General features: G+C 57.0%; 14 protein-coding genes. 11 read left to right on the forward strand and 3 right to left on the reverse strand.

All coding sequences use genetic code 11. The annotated features are described in order from the left end of the window. Nucleotides 1–43: 43 nt before the first annotated feature. Nucleotides 44–319 carry a hypothetical protein gene (locus J2X72_RS17475; protein WP_210002863.1) on the forward strand — a complete coding sequence of 92 codons (276 nt, stop codon included), beginning with the start codon at nt 44–46 and terminating at the stop codon, nt 317–319. An 86-nt stretch (nt 320–405) separates the two neighbouring features. Here the strand turns inward: J2X72_RS17475 and J2X72_RS17480 are convergent, their stop codons facing one another. From J2X72_RS17480 to J2X72_RS17490, 3 genes are all read right to left on the reverse strand, one after another. Further along, nucleotides 406–1,323, reverse strand: coding sequence for a bifunctional helix-turn-helix transcriptional regulator/GNAT family N-acetyltransferase (locus J2X72_RS17480; RefSeq protein ID WP_310073922.1), 918 nt, complete (start codon nt 1,321–1,323; stop codon nt 406–408). A 105-nt stretch (nt 1,324–1,428) separates the two neighbouring features. Continuing rightward, nucleotides 1,429–3,078, reverse strand: a complete 1,650-nt coding sequence (locus tag J2X72_RS17485) for an FAD-binding dehydrogenase (protein WP_310073924.1) — start codon at nt 3,076–3,078, stop codon at nt 1,429–1,431. Nucleotides 3,079–3,277: 199 nt separating this feature from the next. After that, nucleotides 3,278–5,800: an EAL domain-containing protein gene (locus J2X72_RS17490; RefSeq protein ID WP_310073926.1), complete on the reverse strand. Its 2,523-nt coding sequence runs from the start codon at nt 5,798–5,800 to the stop codon at nt 3,278–3,280. Between the two features lie 273 nt (nt 5,801–6,073). Between J2X72_RS17490 and J2X72_RS17495 the strand changes: the two genes are divergently transcribed. The 10 genes from J2X72_RS17495 to J2X72_RS17540 all read left to right on the forward strand — a co-directional run bounded on the left by J2X72_RS17495 (nt 6,074) and on the right by J2X72_RS17540 (nt 18,087). Further along, nucleotides 6,074–7,723 (forward strand): ABC transporter ATP-binding protein, encoded by a 1,650-nt coding sequence (locus J2X72_RS17495; protein ID WP_310073928.1) that lies wholly within the window; start codon nt 6,074–6,076, stop codon nt 7,721–7,723. A gap of 232 nt (nt 7,724–7,955) precedes the next feature. After that, nucleotides 7,956–8,432, forward strand: coding sequence for a MarR family winged helix-turn-helix transcriptional regulator (locus J2X72_RS17500; protein ID WP_405044738.1), 477 nt, complete (start codon nt 7,956–7,958; stop codon nt 8,430–8,432). Between the two features lie 7 nt (nt 8,433–8,439). After that, the gene (locus tag J2X72_RS17505) at nt 8,440–9,138 is read left to right on the forward strand and encodes an SDR family NAD(P)-dependent oxidoreductase (protein ID WP_310073932.1); all 699 of its coding nucleotides are present in this window, start codon (nt 8,440–8,442) and stop codon (nt 9,136–9,138) included. Then, the gene (locus J2X72_RS17510) at nt 9,139–10,470 is read left to right on the forward strand and encodes an FAD-binding oxidoreductase (protein WP_310073934.1); all 1,332 of its coding nucleotides are present in this window, start codon (nt 9,139–9,141) and stop codon (nt 10,468–10,470) included. 196 nt (nt 10,471–10,666) lie between these two features. Further along, a complete protein-coding gene (locus J2X72_RS17515) occupies nt 10,667–12,253 on the forward strand; it encodes a peptide ABC transporter substrate-binding protein (protein WP_405044739.1) in 1,587 nt (528 codons plus the stop codon). Nucleotides 12,254–12,322: 69 nt separating this feature from the next. Continuing rightward, the gene (locus tag J2X72_RS17520; protein ID WP_210002879.1) at nt 12,323–13,273 is read left to right on the forward strand and encodes an ABC transporter permease; all 951 of its coding nucleotides are present in this window, start codon (nt 12,323–12,325) and stop codon (nt 13,271–13,273) included. A gap of 10 nt (nt 13,274–13,283) precedes the next feature. Further along, nucleotides 13,284–14,171, forward strand: coding sequence for an ABC transporter permease (locus J2X72_RS17525; RefSeq protein WP_310073938.1), 888 nt, complete (start codon nt 13,284–13,286; stop codon nt 14,169–14,171). A gap of 13 nt (nt 14,172–14,184) precedes the next feature. After that, a complete protein-coding gene (locus tag J2X72_RS17530; RefSeq protein ID WP_310073941.1) occupies nt 14,185–15,507 on the forward strand; it encodes an FAD-binding oxidoreductase in 1,323 nt (440 codons plus the stop codon). A 135-nt stretch (nt 15,508–15,642) separates the two neighbouring features. Next, entirely contained in the window at nt 15,643–17,064 is a 1,422-nt protein-coding gene (locus J2X72_RS17535; RefSeq protein WP_310073943.1) for an MmgE/PrpD family protein, read from the forward strand. Between the two features lie 54 nt (nt 17,065–17,118). Next, a complete protein-coding gene (locus tag J2X72_RS17540) occupies nt 17,119–18,087 on the forward strand; it encodes a tripartite tricarboxylate transporter substrate binding protein (protein ID WP_310073945.1) in 969 nt (322 codons plus the stop codon). Nucleotides 18,088–18,139: the final 52 nt, after the last annotated feature.

Consider the following 18,139-nt stretch of genomic DNA (forward strand, 5'->3'; position numbering starts at 1 on the left):
ATTATCTTTCGGGTACGCGAATCAAACTTGATCGGTAAAGCAGATGAACACAGCAAATCGCTGGACGCCGCACTGGGCGATCCATCCTGGCGAGCATTTGCGTCAGTGCATCGAATGCAACGGTCTCTCAACCGAAGATTTTGCACGGCGCGTCGAGATGCCGGTGGCAATCGTCGACGCCATCATTGCCGGTCAGCATCCGATCACGCTCGACATTGCAACACGCATCGACAGAACGCTCGGCATCATGCCCGAGCTCTGGTTCGTGCTGCAGTCCAGATGGCTGCGCTATCAGGAGACATTTCAGGCCTCGGCGTAGCCTTACCGGCGTTGGATCGAGCGCATGGTCGGCTGCGCAATTCTCTGCTTCCAGCTAACGATGAGAGGCTCTAGGTCCGCTCCAAATTATTTAAGATCGAGTATCCATGTCTGCCCCACCAGATCCTGGCCGAAGGAATGATGCTTTTCCTCATCGACCAGGCGAAATCCGGCCGCCTCGTATATGCGGCGCGCCGAGACGAGGACGTCATTTGTCCATAGTTTGATCTGCCGGTAGCCAAGTTCCCGAGCGCGCTCGACACAGGTTGCAACGAGCGTTCGACCGATGCCAAGGCCACGCGCGCTCGGTTCGACATAGAGAAGGCGCAGCTTCGCGACGTCAGGATCCTCGCTCTGGACGAGGAATATCGACCCCGCAATCGAACCAGCATATTCGGCAATCCAGGCTGCTTCGCGTTGCGGATTGAATTTGGTGACGAATTTCGAGAGGATTTCAGCCACCAGCGCTTCATAGGTCCAGTCCAGGCCGTATTCCTGATAGTAAAGCACTGCCTGCCGGTGGATGACCCAGCCGAGATCGCCGGCCTGGAGGCCGCGATACGTCACCGCGTTTGGAGAACGGCTTTCGGCGCCGATGAGGCTTCTGATCTGACGCATGGACGATACCAGCTGCCTGCGGGCATCGTCATCCAAGGGTGAGAGGATTTGCTCCATCTGAAGCTGCGAGCGCCGGTTGAGGTTGGAAAAGACCTCCTGGCCGGCGGGGGTCAGCGTTATGAGACGCTGCCGTCCATGTGTTGAGCTGGCACGAACGCGCACAAGTTTGCGCTTTTCGAAGCGTGAGACGATGCGGCTGAGATGAGCCTTGTCCATGTGCAGACTGCGACCGATATCGGCGGCCGTCTGCTCACCATTGTTGGCGAGTTCATATAATACGCGGCCCTCTGCCAAGGTGTAGTCGCTGGCAAGCAAGTGCTTGTCGAGCAGTCCGATTTCCTTTGTGAAAAAGCGATTGAAACTACGAAATTCGTCAACGGCGTTCATGGTATCCGCTCTATGTTGTCAGTGACAACAGCATAGGCATTTCGCTTGGGATCGCAAGATGGAAATGTGGTGACGAGGAAAGGAGGTCCTGATTAGGGTCGGGACCTACATAGCCTTCGCTGCTGCCCTGCCGGCTGTCCGGCCCGAGAAGATGGAGCCGCCGAGAAAGGTTCCTTCGAGCGAATTATAGCCATGCATGCCGCCGCCACCAAAGCCAGCTGCCTCACCGGCTGCATAGACCCCCGCCAACGGTTCGCCGTCGGGCTTCAAGACACGCGCACTCAAATCCGTCTCGATGCCGCCAAGCGATTTCCGGGTGAGGATGCTCAGGCGCACGGCGATCAGCGGCCCATGTTTCGGATCGAGTATCCTGTGCGGCGGTACCACGCGGACGAGGCGATCGCCGATATAGTTGCGGGCGCCGCGTATCGCCGTGATCTGGGCATCCTTGGTATATGGATTGTCCACTTCGCGGTCGCGGGCCATGATCTGCGCCTGCAACTTGTCTTCATGGATCAGATTGTCCCCAGTCAGCGCGTTCATGCGGCGGACAAGTGCGGAGAGGTCCCGTTCGACGATGAAGTCCTCGCCATTGTCGAGGAAAGCCTGCACGGGAGCGGGGACACCGCCCAGCGCGCGCTTCAGCACCTGCCGCCAGCTCTTCGAGGTGAAGTCCGGATTCTGTTCCGAGCCGGAAAGCGTTATTTCTTTCCTGGCGATCGTGTGGTTCAGCACGAACCAGGAATAATCATAGCCGCTCTTCATGATATGGCTGAGCGTCGACAGCGTATCGAAACCGGGCAGGCATGGCGCGGGCAGGCGGTCGCCGCGCGCGTCGAACCATAGCGAGGAGGGTCCGGGCAGAATGCGAATGGCATGCTTTGTCCAGATGGGATCCCAATTGTTGATGCCTTCGACATAGTGCCACATGCGGTCTTCATTGATGAGATGGGCTCCAGCTTTCTGAGCGACGCCCAGCATCAACCCGTCGACATGGTCCGGCACGCCGCTGATGAGGTGCTTCGGCGTTCCGAGCCGAGACGGCCAGTTCTTGCGCACCAGATCGTGATTGCCGCCGATGCCGCCGCTGCAGACAATGATCGCTTGCGCCTTGAGGGCGAACGATCCGGTAGCAATGCGGGAACTTGGCTCACTGCGCCTGACCTCGCTCGGCTGGAGGACTTCGCCTTCGACGCTCTCAACGATCCCGGCGCTTTTTACCAGCGCCGTTACGCGGTGCCGGAAGCGAAAATTGAGGAGGCCTTGCTGCTCGGCTTCGCGAGCCCGGCGAATAAACGGCTCGACTACGCCGAGACCCGTGCCCCAGGTGATATGAAAGCGCGGAACGGAATTGCCATGTCCGGTGGCCAGCGATCCGCCACGTTCCGCCCAGCCGACGACTGGAAACCAGCGCATGCCTTGGGCGTACAGCCATGCGCGTTTTTCGCCCGACGCAAAATCGATGTAAGCCTCCGCCCATTTGCGCGGCCAGTGATCTTCCGGGCGGTCGAAACCCGCCGAGCCCATCCAGTCTTGCAATGCGAGTTCGGGTGAATCCTTGATGCGCAGACGGCGCTGCTCGGGGGAGTTGATGAAGAACAATCCGCCGAAGGATCGCCAGGCCTGACCTCCGAGCGTCTGTTCCGGTTCCTGATCGAGTATGATCACCTTCTTGCCGGCATCGGTGAGTTCGGTCGCCGCGACGAGCCCGGCGAGACCCGCGCCAATGATGATCGCATCCGCATCGTAACCCATTTCCGGCTTTCCTCCCCGTGTATCCGCGTAGCAGAAAAAACGGGAAAGCTACATTGCCATCGCAGCAGAGCTTTGGATGAAAATGTGCCGATTTTGGACAAGAACCTCCGATTCTCGCACAAGAATCCTCGATTCCGGCACGATTCTATCCACTGTAGATTGAAAATTGCGTGTGGCTGGTTGTCTTGGGGCGTTTCAGCTAGCGCGCTTCCACTTTTTCCAAACTCGTTAACAGAGCTTGAAGCGGTTGTGGACGATGGAACAGGAAGCCTTGACCATAGCCTATGCCAAGCGATTTAAGAATGTCGACCGCCTGCAGATCCTCGATATGTTCGGCAATAACATCGACGCCAAGTTCGCGCGCGATACCGTTGATGGAAGCAACGACCGCCTGATCGAGCCGGCTGTTGGACAATTTCTCGATAAATGCCCCGTCTATCTTGATACTGTCCACCTTGAAATGGTGTAAGTATCCGAATGAACTGAGGCCGGTGCCAAAATCGTCAAGACTTATACGGCATCCGGCTGCGCGTGCTTCCCTCACGAAGTGTTCTGCCGCCTCGTAATTATTGACGGCAGTTGTTTCCGTAATCTCGAATATCAAGCGAGACGGAGAAACTTTGGTTTTTTCAATCGTTGACTGTAGAAATGGCCAGAGCGTGGGATCGCTTATTGTATTTGCAGACAGATTTATTGCGAGCGACACGTTCTTCATCTGCATCAATTTTGGGCCATAGGTCTCAAGCGTATGCTGGATAATCCAGCGATCGACTATTCCCATGAGGCCGAAGCGTTCCGCAGCGGGAATGAACTCGGCTGGGGCAATGATTTCCCCGTTTACTCCGGTCATCCTCGATAGAATTTCGATGCAGATGCTATGGTCGCTTGTATTGGAGATTGCTCTGATCTCCTGGCCGTAAACTTGAAGTCTTCCTTCCGACAATGCTTCCAGAATTCCAGATGCCGCCTGAATACTTGCAAGGTTCTGCCGGGCCGCGCCAGTATTGATATTGTAGATGGCGCTGCGATTGCGGCCTTCTGCCTTTGCGGCGTAGCAGGCAGCATCGGCGCGGGCGATCGCGTCGGCGAGTGTGATACCCGGTTCATCGAGTGCTGCTATTCCAACGCTCGCGCCAATGTTCTGGATTTTTCCGTCCCAAGGCAGCTGAATGGTTCTGATCTCGCTAATCAAGCGCTCGGCGGCTTCTTCTGCCTCCTCGAATTTGCTGATCGGGAGGAGAACGGCAAATTCATCGCCTCCCAGCCGTCCAATGATGGCGGAGTCGGGTAAAGCATTGTTCATGCTCGATGTTGCCATTTTGAGCAACGCATCGCCGGCCGCATGACCAAGCGTGTCATTGACCATCTTGAAGCGGTCGAGGTCTATGTAAAGCAGCACATGGGGAACTCTGTCGCCGCTTTTTTCGATTAGCGCCGATACGGCCGATTCGAATGCCGTCCGGTTCAAAAGTCCCGTCAACGCATCATGGGTTGCCGCGTGGGAAAGCTCTCTTTGCAGGTTTCGAGCGCTCGTGACATCCTGAATCACCAGCACCGACCCAGTTATAGCGCCTGTCAGATCGAAGAGCGGGGAGGCGATATCCCTCAGAGAACGCCGTCCTCCATCCGACCGGACAAAGAGAGCGTTTTCAGCGCTCTCCACGGTCTGGCCGATTTGCATTGCACGGCTCGTCGTGGAGACAAGGGTGGTGCCGGTTCCTTCATCGATGAGATTGAGTACATCTTCCAGTCGTGAACCAGTGAGTTCCTGAGCACTACGCAACAGTAATCGTTCCGCCGCTGGATTGGCAAACGTAATATTGTTTTCGACATCCGTAGTAAGAACCGCATCACCAATGGATTGGAGCGTGACGCGATAAAGGTCCTTTTCCCGGGCTAGCGCCTCCGCGTTCAGAACCTCTTCCGTTATATCCCAGATGCTACCCATCAACATGTCGGGCATGGTTTCATGGCGGACACGCCGCGCCAGGGCGAACACATGGCGGATTTCACCATCAGGTTTGATGATCCGGTAGCGCGTCTTCATGGGCTCGCCGGTCTCAAACGTGGATTCTATCGCACGCTCAGCCCTGGCCGCGTCGTCCGGGTGCAAAAGATTGTGCCACGTTGCGCGGGGTACTTCATCGGGACCTGGGCCTATGCCGAAAATCTCGCGCATGCGGCGATCCCACAAGACGATCTCGGTCTCGCTGTTGAAATGCCATAGTCCAACTTGGCCAGCGTCGAGCGCGAGTTGAATGCGCTCGTTCAGCAATGTCAGTTCCAGTTCGGTGTTCTTCTGATCGGTAATGTCCGTCTGGACGCCGATCATTCTCGATGGGTGACCATTTTTGTCCCATTCGACAACACGTCCCCGGTCGAGAACCCACACCCAGTGACCATCCTTGTGGCGCAATCTGAACTCGGTCTCAATCTGCGATGTTTCGCCGGAAATATGCCGTTCACCGCTTTCGATGGCGCGCTGCTTGTCGTCCGGGTGTATGAGTGCCAGCCAAAGATCGCTGCTGTCGCCGAGCTCGTCTTCACGATAACCCAGCATCTTCTTCCACGTCGCTGAATAATAGCACTGGCCGGTGGTAAGATTGGAATCCCAAACACCGAGACCGGCCGATTCAAGCGCGAAGCTCCACCGGTTGGCCTCGGCATCCGCGGGCGTTAAGGAAGGTCTTGAGTGCAGGCGCATATTCCGAACGTCTGTCATGCCTGAAGCTAACATGAAAAGCAGAAAAATACAGTTAATGTCTTCGCAGGAATACGGCTCGAAGTGTTCGTCATTGAAGACAATTATCGGCTTCGGTTCCAATATTATAGCCAGTAAAAAGATGTATCCACCCATGATGGATCTTCGCGATCCGCGGCTTAAGGCAAGCGTCTTAGGTTGATCTGGCATCGAAATTGCTTGCTTGTCATTGCAGACATCGAATGGAAAGATGACTGAATAGATTGTTTCAAAGCCGGAAGGATCGCTGGTGTTATGACAAGTGCAGTTGAAAAAGGAAGCACAGTCGTCAATGGAGGTGCAATTCTCTCCGTTGAAAATCTGACGGTGGATCTGCCGCAAGGCATGGAGCGGCGCTACGCAGTGGAAGATATTTCCTTTGAGCTGCGACCTGGTGAAATTCTCTGCATTATCGGCGAGTCCGGATCGGGAAAGTCGGTCACCGCAAATGCGATCATGGGCCTGCTGCCATCGTCCATTCGAGCCAGCAAAGGCGCGATCCGCTTCAAAGGCATCAATATCCTCGAGGCCAAGGACGAATATGTGCGCGGCCTGCGCGGGCGTGCTGTTTCGATCATCTTCCAGGATCCGCTCTCGGCGCTCAATCCCTTGATGACGGTCGGCGCGCAGATCGCCGAGGTCATGGAGGTGCACAATGTCGGCACTCCCGAAACGCGGGCAAAAGCGGTGCTGGATCTGCTCGATGAGGTGGGCCTGCCAGACCCGCTACTTATGCAGCACCAATATCCCTTTCGCCTGTCCGGCGGACAGCGGCAGCGTGTGATGATCGCGATCGCGCTGGCTCTTGGTCCCGACGTATTGATTGCCGATGAACCGACGACGGCACTTGATGTAACAACGCAGGCGCAGATTCTGGAATTGATCCGCAAGATTCAGCGCGACAAGCACATGAGCGTCATGTTCATCACGCACGACTTTGGTGTCGTGGCGGAGATTGCCGATCGCGTCGTTGTCATGGAAAAGGGCAAGATAGTCGAGCAGGGCAAAGCCGATGACGTGCTCAACCATCCATCGCATCCCTATACGCAGCGCCTGACGGCAGCCGTGCCTCGCATGCGCGACAAGGACAGGGCGAGCAACGCAGAGACCCCGGTCGTGCTCGACGTGCAAAAGCTCAACAAAATCTATACGAGCGGCGGGAGCTTCTTCACGAAGGGGCGCAGGGTCCATGCGGTCAATGACGTGAGTTTTACGATCCGCAAGGGCCGCACGCTCGGCGTCGTGGGGGAGTCCGGTTCTGGAAAGTCCTCTCTTGGGCGGGTACTGCTCAAGCTCATGGATGCCGATGGCGGCAAGATACTTTTCAACGGTCAGGACATCGCACCGCTCGACGCCAAGCAATTCCGGTCGATGCGCCCCTATATCCAGATGATTTTCCAGGATCCTTTCGCGTCACTCAATCCCCGCCACACTATCGGACAAATATTGGTCGTCGGACCGATGGCGCACGGTGTCAGCGCCGCCGATGCAAGGGCGAAGGCGGTGCAGCTCCTTGAACTTGTTGGCCTGGATGAAGGTGCCTACGATCGCTACCCGCATGAGTTTTCAGGTGGGCAAAGACAACGTATTGGCATTGCCCGTGCCCTGATGTTCGATCCGGTGCTTCTCGTCGCCGATGAGGCGGTCTCGGCGCTCGATGTTTCCATTCAGGCTCAAATCCTGGAACTGCTGACAAAAATTCAAAAACTCCTCCACGTAGCAATGATCTTCATCACCCATGATTTGCGTGTAGCCAGCCAGATTTGCGATGACATCGCAGTCATGTATCGCGGCGAGATCGTAGAATTCGGACCGCCCTCGCAAATCTTCCGCAGTCCGGCGCACGCCTATACTCGACGGCTGGTCTCGGCGATTCCAGGCAGCCAGTGGGAGCCTGCTGCCTGATTTTTGGGCTTGGAGTGCTTTTTTGATGCCCGTTTGGCTCGCCAAACAGGCAATTTCTTTGTTTGTTCGGTATTCCTGCAACCTCTCATAAAAAAATAGTTGCATTTGTCCACTATTTGCCGAAGCATGCAAAATAGAAAGCTGCATAACAAATTCAAAAGCCTTGGAATCCCGGACGCAATGCAATGCGTCGTCGCGGGCGCGGAAGGAATTTGCTCGAATGCCGAAGATGATGCCGAAGCCGACCACGATTGAACATGTCGATCTCGATGTGCTCGAAGACACGTTGAGTTTCTACATCCGCACCATGAACATTGCGGTTTCCCGCGATCTCGATGCCCGGCTGGACGGGTGCGATGTGGCACGCGGGACCGGCAAGATTACAACGCTGCTTCTCGTCGACAGTCACCCAGGCATCCGCCCGTCCGTGATCGCGCAGATCATCATGAAAGACCGCTCGGCGATGGGCCGTCTCATAGAGCAGATGATCGAACATGATCTTCTCAGGCGGCAAACCTCTGCCAGTGAACGACGCGCGCAGGAGCTCTACGTCACCCCGAAAGGTGCTGAGCTTGCTGCCATGATCCGGCCCATTGTCACCAAGCAGTCAAAGGATTTTTTCTCATTCATTGCGGAAGAAGAGCAGGCTCAGGTGATGGATATATTGCGCCGGGCGTACCGGAAGATGGTCGGAATGACCGGAGGATAACATTGAAATGACGGAAGAACGTGTCGTCCTGATTTCGGGGGCAAACAGAGGAATAGGTGAGGCGATTGCACGCTTTCTTGGTGACGCAGGGTGGCGGTTGTCGCTCGGCATGCGCAGCCCGCAATTGCCTGACTGGGCTGATCCGGATCGCGTGCAGCCCGTTGCCTACGATGCAAGTGATCCTTCAGCGGAAGCCGCATGGACCGAGCAAGCACTAGCGAGGTTCGGCCGCATTGACGCGATTATCGCCAATGCCGGCATCATGATCCCGAAGAACGTGATCGAGGCCGATGATGCGGATCTCGATGCCATGCTCGCGATCAATGTCAAGGCGCCGCGCCGGCTCGCGGTCGCAGCCTGGGACGCTCTTGGCAAAAGCGGGCGAGGCCGCGTTGTTATCCTTGGCTCGCTGTCCGGCAAGCGTGTGAAATCTTCGACCGCCAGCCTCTATTCAATCTCCAAGTTTGCCGCGGTGGCTCTGGCCCATGGCATTCGCCATACAGGTTGGGACCTGGGTATACGCGCAACCGCTCTCTGCCCTGGATTTGTCGCAACCGACATGGCGCGAGCTCTGACCAACCGTGCCGACAACCTCCTGACCGATCCCAGGGACATCGCCCGTATCACGGCAATGCTGCTCGATCTTCCCAATGAGGCGAGCGTCGCCGAATTCACCATCAACTGCCAGTTAGAGGAATCCTATTAAATGCCCGGTCCCTATGTCGTGCGCGTGCACGGCGATGAAAATCTGCCCGAAAAAGTCGATGTGGTTGTCATTGGCGGCGGCATTATCGGAACGTCCACGGCGCTCGAACTTGCCGAGCGCGGTCACAAGGTTGCCTTGTGCGAAAAAGGAGGCATCGGTCAGGAACAGTCGAGCCGCAACTGGGGCTGGGTGCGCATCTCCCGCCGTGACCCGCGTGAAGTTCCTCTCATGGCCGAGGCGCTGCGCATCTGGTCAGGCTTCGATAAACGACTTGGCCGCGACACGGGTTACAAACGCGCCGGTATCATTTTCGCCTGCCCTGATGACAAGTCCTATGAAGAGCACGAGCGATGGGGCCACAATCTCGAGGGCTATCAGCTGCCAAGCAGAATGGTGAGTGGCAAGGAACTCGATGACCTTTTGCCGGGCGGTAGCATGAAACTCAAGGGGGCCCTGTACACGCCCGCTGATGGTCGCGCCGAACCGCAAAAGGCCGCACCCGCAGTCGCTGAAGCCGCGCGCGACAAAGGCGCGGCAATCCTGACAGAGTGTGCCGTGCGAGGCATCGAAACGTCCAGCGGCAAGGTTTCCGGTGTTGTCACCGAGCGCGGACGCATCGCGTGCGACGCTGTCGTATTGGCCGGCGGCGCCTGGTCCAATCTCTTCTGCGGGCTCTACGGCATCGACCTGCCGCAGCTGAAGGTTATGAACACAGTCATGCGCACGAAGCCGCTGGAAGGCGGTCCGGAATCGGCACTCTGGTCCAAGGATTTTGCCATACGGAAACGCCAGGATGGCGGTTATACGATTGCCTCCGGTCACGAAAACATCGTCGACATCGTGCCAAAATCTTTTCGCTATGCTTTCAAATTCCTTCCGGCGCTCAAGATGGAATGGGGATCGCTGTCGTTTCGCTTGGGCGGCCGTTTCTTGGATGAGGTGCGGCTCCCGACACGCTGGAAGTTGGATGAGGCGAGTCCGTTTGAGTATAACCGAGTCCTCGACCCCAAGCCTTCGCTGGATATGTCGAACAAGGCCTTCAATGGGCTCAAGGCGGCGTTCCCGGTCTTTAACAAAGCGGAGATCGCGCAGCGCTGGGCGGGCTACATCGACGTTACGCCGGATGCAATTCCTGTGATTTCCGCCGTGGATGAGATCCCTGGCTTTCACATCGCCACCGGGTTTTCGGGCCATGGTTTTGGCATCGGGCCGGCGGCAGGTCGACTGATGGCGGATATCGTTACTGGCCGCACGCCCGTCGTCGACCCCACAGAGTTCCGTTTTTCCCGCTTCAGTGACGGATCAAAGGTTCGGCCACTCAGCGGTTTCTGAGATCGGCGTGGTTGAGGAGCCCGCCGTAATGAGAATGCTCTGCCGACAAGCAGATGGAATGCAAACTGGAACATTGAACACAAACCAATAAAGAAGGGAAACGACAATGTCTGATAAGCATCGAAATGCAATTCTCCACCCCAACCGGCGTCAGGCACTCGCCATGATGGGTATGGTTGGTGCAACTGGCCTGGTCATGCCGGCGATTCTTGGAAGAGATAAAGCCCATGCCGCGCCGCCCTCAGCGCCCAAGGGACAGGTGATCATCGGCTTCTCGCAGGAACCTACCGTCTTCAATCCGCATATGCTGCATATCGAGGTCGACGAGGGCATCCATTTCAGCGTCTTCGATCCGCTCTTCAACGTCGATCCGGAAGGGAAGTTTACGCCCGCCCTGGCGGTGGAAGTCCCTACAGTCGAGAATGGCGGCATCTCCGCCGACGGTCTCAACTGGAAGGTCAAACTGCGCGACGGCGTGAAGTGGCATGACGGCAAGCCCTTCACCGCCGACGACGTAAAATTTACGCTCGATCTGGTCGTCGACAAGGATTTCCGCAGCGCGCGGCGCGCCGGCCACGACCAGGTACGTGACATCAAGGTTGTATCGCCGACGGAAATCACCTGGCGTATGGAAAAGCCCTATGCGCCCTACGCTTCGATCCTTGCGGCGACTTTTATCGTGCCCAAACACATCCTAGAGCCGGAAAAAGACAGAAACACCGCGCCGTTCAACAATGCGCCCGTTGGCACGGGGCCATTCAAATGGGTTGAACGCGTCGCCGGCGATCACATAGAGCTCGCCGCCAACGCGGATTATTATGGCGACGGCCCTTATCTTGAACGGGTCATATACAAATACATCCCGGACCTCACCGTCCTCTACACGCAGTTCAAGACGGGCGATATCGATGTGACCGGCCTGCAATGGATCACGCCGGATCACTACGATGAGGCGAAAGCGCTGGAAGGCAAGACGGTTCAGGTTGTTCCGGGCGGCACTGTCGAGTCGGTGACTTTCAACATGGAGAAGCCGCAGTTCAAGGATCGGGCTGTCCGTCAGGCCCTCTACCACGCGCTCGACAAGACGACCATTATCGATGCGCTTTATTACGGTTTGCCGGCGCCCACCGAAACCTACATGCCGCAGCAGTCGTTCTACTTCAATCCCGACCTGCCAAAGCATGAATTCGATATCGAGAAAGCCAAGAAGATACTCGACGATGCCGGTTGGAAACCGGGCGAAGATGGTATCCGCGCCAAGGACGGTGTCCGGCTTTCGTTCTCCAATTCGACCACGGCGGGCAATCACATCCGGGAACAGGTGCAGCAATTCATGCAGCAATCCTTTAAGGATATCGGCGTCGAGATGACCATCTCCAATCTCCCCCCGGCGGTCATGTGGGGCGAATACTGGATGCAGTCGAAGTTTGACTCCGTCGTGGTTGGTCTCGACTTTCTTACGGGACCCGATCCCGATACGTCCGACTATTTCCTCACGAGCTCGATCAACGCAAAGGGAGGTGCGGGGCAAAACACATGGCAGTACTCCAATCCCGAGGTCGACAAGCTCCTTGCCGAAGGCGGACAGGTCTTCGTGCCGGAGGAGCGCAAGAAAGCTTACCTTAAAATCCAGGAGATCATGCGGGACGACCTGCCATTCCTGCCGATCTTCCAATACGCAACGATTCGCGGACGTAAGAAGGGCATGACTGGCTTTACGCCAAACGTGAACAATCGCATCGACTCATGGAACGTTGGGACCTGGTACTGGGAGCAGGCATAGGACCCGCAGGGCCAGGGTGATGATCCCTGGCCCTCTCCTGCCTTCGAACTGCTATCGGAGATCGGCGCAATGACACGCTACCTATTGAACAGGCTCGGACAAAGCCTTGTATTGCTCGTCCTGGTATCCATGATCGGCTTCGCCGTGCTGAATCTGGCACCGGGCGGTCCGTTGTCGCAATTTGCGCTGACACCTGGCATGACGCAGGCGGACCTCGACCGAATCTCTGCGCAAATGGGCCTTGATCGGCCGCTGGTCGTGCAGTACGCGGACTGGTTCTGGCGCCTGTTACGCGGCGACTGGGGCAGGTCTTTCCGAGACAGCCGCCCTGTTCTCGATGTCATTGGTGGTCACTTCGCGGCTACTCTATTGCTGATGGGGACAGCCACGGTGATTTCGGTCACCATTGGAACCTGGGTCGGCATCAAGGGAGCAACGAAGCGCTACTCGATCTTCGACTATGCAGCGACAGTTGGCGCCATGGTGGCGCTGTCGATTCCGACATTCTGGTTCGGTCTTGTTGCGATTTACATCTTCTCATTGAAGCTCGGTTGGCTGCCGGCGGGCAATATGTACACAATCGGCAATGGTTCGTTTTTGGACTATGCCATTCATCTGATCATGCCAGCCATGGTTCTGGCATTGGTCGACGTGGCGGTCTGGAGCCGTTACATGCGCACCGCCACGCTCGACGTCATCAACCAAGATTTCGTTCGTACGGCGCGCGCCAAGGGCATGACGCCGCGGCGCGTATTGATGAAGCATGTCGTCGGCAATGCTCTATTGCCGATGATAACCCTGGCGGGACTACAGGTACCGACCCTCCTTGGTGGAGCGCTCGTCACTGAGACAGTGTTTACCTGGCCGGGGATGGGACGCCTTTTCCTCGATAGTCTCGGCTATCAGGACTACCCGGTGGTGATGGGACTGCTGATGTTCTCGGCGATTCTTGTTCTTCTGAGCAACCTCGCGGCAGATTTGCTTACAGCATTCGTCGATCCACGCATCCGGCTGACATAGGGAGATCGCGATGTCCGTTTCCTCACCACCCATCCATCGCCCCATAAAATCCGGCTGGTGGAACAGCCGGACATTCCGGCGGTTCGTTCGGCACAGGCTCGCGGCGCTTGGTGTCGTCATGGTGATCCTGCTGACCCTGGCATGCGTCATCGGGCCATATCTCCTCCCATACAATGACCTTTATATCGATCTACGCGCGCGCTTTTCTCCCCCGCTTACCGGCTATCATTTTCTAGGCACGGACCCGCTGGGTCGTGATATTGCGGCGCGCCTCCTGATGGCGGGCAGGATCTCGATGCTTGTCGGTTTTGCCGCCATGATCCTGAGCACAATGATTGGTGCAACGATCGGCGTCGTCGCGGGGTATTACGGCGGACGAATCGGCACCGTCCTAATGCGGTTTGTCGATGCGGTCCTGTCTTTTCCCAGCATCTTCCTGCTTTTGGCGCTGGCCGCTTTCATCAAGCCCAGCCCGATCATGATCACCGTGATTATCGCGATCACCAGCTGGATGGAAGTTGCACGCATCGTCGAGGCGGAAGTGCGCTCGCTGCGCGAGCGCGACTTTATCATGGCCGCACGCATGCTTGGCCTCAGCAATCGCTGGATCATGTTTCGCGAACTGCTGCCGAATGCGATGGGACCGATCATCGTCGCTGCTACGCTGACTGTGGCCAGAGCGATACTTCTTGAAGCCTATGTGAGTTTCCTCGGCTATGGCATTCAGCCGCCGCTTCCGAGCTGGGGCAATATGCTCAATGGAGCGCAGCAATATCTGCAGTCCGCTCCTTGGCTGGCAATCATTCCCGGTGTGGCGATCACGCTTGCAGTCACCAGTTTTAATTTCATCGGCGATGGCCTGCGCGACGCCCTGGATGCGCGCAGCGACTTGAACTAGGGGAGGGCGGATAGTGCCGAAATTCTCTCCCTTCGAAGCGACGCTCTGGTATGCGACGGCGGCGCCTGCGCCAGAAACATCCAAGTTGGAGGGAACAACCGCGGCTGACGTCTGTATCGTCGGCGGGGGGTACACGGGCTTGACGACTGCCCTGCAACTTGCGCGTTCGGGTGTGAACGTCGTGCTCCTAGAGGCACAGGAGATTGGATTTGGTGGCTCTGGCCGGAATGCGGGACACTGTACCCCGACGTTCACGCATTATAGCTTGCCGGAGCTTCGCAAGATGCTCGGCGCGCCCTGGTCCGAACGGCTGATACAGCGCCAAACCCGCGCCAATGATCGTGTGGCGGATATGATCTCGCGCTATGGCATCGACTGCGAATGGCAGCAAAATGGCTATGTGATGGGCGCGCATACGCCGAGTGCCATGACAACCATCGAAGAAAAGGCGCAGGACTATAACGCCGTTGGGGCAAAGACCCGCGTGCTTGACAGCCGCGAGGTCGAGACGATTACTGGCAGCCCCCGTTTCCACGGCGGTTGGTTTCATTCCGAAGCGGGGCATCTAAATGCACTCGGATATGCACGTGGATTGGCACGCGCCGTGATCTCGGAAGGCGGTGCGGTCCATACGCATTCGGCTGTTACAAAGGTCGAGCGCGCGGCTGGAGGATGGGAGGTTAAAACGGCCGAAGGCAGCGTGATTGCACACAAGGTCATCTTCGGTACCGGCGCCTATACGGTCGGTGGCTGGCCAGGATTGGAAAACACGTTCAAGATTCAACGTGTGTTCGTGGCCGCGACACAGCCACTGAGTGACGTTGCACGTAAAACCATCTTGCCGCAGAACACGACAATCCACGATGGGCGCGGCGACATCTTCGTCTATAAATACAACGCTGAAGGGCGCATCGTGGCATCGATGTTCCCCATGGGCCGGCGGGGCAAGGATCTGGCGTATACCAAGCAGGTCATGACTGATCGGCTCCAGTGGCTTCATCCGCAAATCGATCGAGACATCCACTGGGACTATTTCTGGTTTGGCGAACTCGATATGCAATATCGTACAGTTCCACGTCTTTACGATTTGGCTCCGGGTGTCGTCGCGCTAACTGGACTGTCCGGGCGCGGCGTTCCTACAGGCAGCATGTTAGGCGGCATCTTATCGGAATGGGCTCTGGGCGTGCCTGACAGGGATTTGGCGCTGAAGCTCGAGCCGCTGACGGCGGCGCCGTTTTACATGAATTTTGGACCGCAACTGACGCTACGCTATTACCGCGTCCGGGATTGGCTCACCGCGAAGCGGGATCGCGCCGCACTGCCTCCGCACGCCTGAGGTCGGGAGCATCGCCAGTCGGGCGAGCTAATTGTCAACAATTTACAACTATTGTTGACAATTTACATTCTACATCCTAGTTTTCTGATGGCACAATATCTGGCCAACTTTGCATCTCATCAGGAGACAAGACGCGTGAATTTATCTTCCGACATCACGGCCCAGGCCATACGTTTTATCGAACGCACGACCTATGAGGACCTGCCGGAAGAAGCGCTCGTCGTCGGTCGCCGCTGCATGGTTGACACCGTCGGCCTTTATCTCGCCGGCAGTCGAGAAGCGTCGGTGCGCATTCTTGTCGAAGACGCCCTTGCTCAGGGAGGGCGCGAGGATGCGCCTTTGCCGGGAAACGGATCGGCGCGTGTGCCCGCATCGCTGGCCGCTCGCGTTTGGGGAACTGCCGGGCATGCGCACGATTGGGACGATACACAGGTCTCCCATGATCCGGCTCATATTTATGGTCTGCTGACCCACCCCTCCGTTCCACCCCTTACTGCCGCTATGATCATTGCCAGTGAAAAAGGCAATGTGGATGGCCGGGACCTCATGCTCGCGTTCCAGCTCGGATTTGAAGTCGAGTGCAAGATTGCCGAGTGGATGAAGCCGCGTCACTATCGCCGCGGACACCATACGAGCGGCACGGTCGGAACCTTCGGTGCAGCTGTCGCTGCTGCCAAGCTTTTGGGATTGACAGGAGACAAGCTCGCTCATGCACTTGGATTGGCAGCAAGTTTTGCCGCGGGCATCCGGGTGAATTTCGGCACCATGACCAAGCCGCTCCATGTCGGGCGTGCCTGCGAAAACGGTGTCACTGCGGCGCGTCTCGCTGCCGCTGGTTTCGAAGCGGATCCGGCCGCACTCGACGGCCCATGGGGCTTCTTTTCCGTCATGGGCGAGGGCTTTGATCAGGAAAAAACCGTGGCCGGTTTCGGTGCTCCTTTGACCATTGTCGAGCCCGGCGTCAGCATCAAGCCATACCCGTCGGGTATTCTCACGCATCAATCGATGGACGCGATGCTGAAGCTGGTCCTGGATCACGATCTGAAACCGCAAGAGGTCGAACGCGTCCGCTTTTTTGCCGGCAAAAATATCATCGAGCCTATTCGCTATCCCATAGCGCAAAATCATCTCCAGGCCAAATTCTCGATGCCCGCCTTGCTCGCGATGATCGTGTTGTGCCGTCGCGCCAGTCACCATGAATTCGAGGACGCGTTTGTTGCCGGAGATGCAATGCAGGATCTGCAAGCTCGCACGGATGTCATCAACGATCTTGAGATCGATGCGCTCGGCTATGACAAGATCCGCTCGCGTATCGAGGTGATCACCAAAGACGGGCGTAGCTTGGTACAATGGGCCGATGAGCGTTACCGCGGCGGGCCTTCCAATCCGATCAGCGACGCTGGACTTCAGGATAAGTTTCGCATGTGCGCGGAGGGCGTCATTGACACCTCTTGCCAGGATGAACTGCTGGCACTGGTGCAGAGTGTCGATAAAGGTGCTGATGTCGGAAGACTTGTTACACTCATCAGCGGCGAACGGGAACGCGTTACCGAATGACTTGAAGAGAGGGAAGCCGTTCTGAAGAAACGGTACTTGAAAGGGAGAGAGACAATGAATTTCATGAAATCGATCGGCGTGGCGGTGCTCGGCCTTGCCACTGCCGCTATCTTATCCAGCGCAGCGGCCAAGGCCGATCCGCTGCCTTATCCCAATAAAGTTGTGACGCTGGTGACCCATTCAAGTCCTGGCGGCGGCAGTGACGTTTTCCTGCGCGAGATGACGAAATACCTGGGCAAGTATATCGGCGCCACCTTTATTGTGGAAAATGTCCAGGGCGGCAGTGGGGCGAAGGCCATGGCACGGGTTGCGACAGCGCCAGCCGATGGGAGCGTGTTCTACGCGACGACACCGACTTACATTTATACTTCGCTGATGAGCAAGCCGCAGAATACATACAAGGACATGGATCCGCTGGTGAATATCTTCGCCGATAGTGAGGTGATTTACACACGGACCGATGGGCCTTTCAAATCGCTGAAAGACGTCATCGACCACGCGAAGAAGGAGCGCGGGCGCTGGGGCGCCGCCAATCCCGCATCGCTCGAACGTCAGGCGGCGGAGCAACTCAAGAAGGCAGCAGGCGTCACGCCAGCAATCGTTACCCACGAGGGTGGTGGCGATATGATGCTGAATGTTCTCAACGGCACACTCGACATTGGCATTGGTGAAATCCAGGAATTGCGTTCGCAGCTCGATGCCGGCAAGATCACTTTGCTTGCCACCTTCAATCCTGAACGCATTGCCGAGAAGCCGGATGTGCCGACTGTGAAGGAGTCGGGTTTTGACGTTAGCCTTGTGAAGTTTCGTGGCCTCGCCGGGCCTAAAGGTATTCCGGAATCCACGAATGCCATATGGGACGAAGCCATCAAAAAACTGCTCGAGGACCCGGATTACAAGAAAGCCTACACTGCTGAAGTTCTGGTGCCCCAGTTCATCGCTCACAAGGACTATCCGGCTTTCATCGACAATTTCGGATCGACAACGGAAGCGTTTCTGAAGTCGACCGGCGCCATCAAATAGCAACGCCAGGGGATCGGCCGCATGGGCCGGTCCCTGTAGCGTATGAGGGCCA

The organism is Phyllobacterium sp. 1468, assembly GCF_031455525.1.
Taxonomy (GTDB): domain Bacteria; phylum Pseudomonadota; class Alphaproteobacteria; order Rhizobiales; family Rhizobiaceae; genus Phyllobacterium.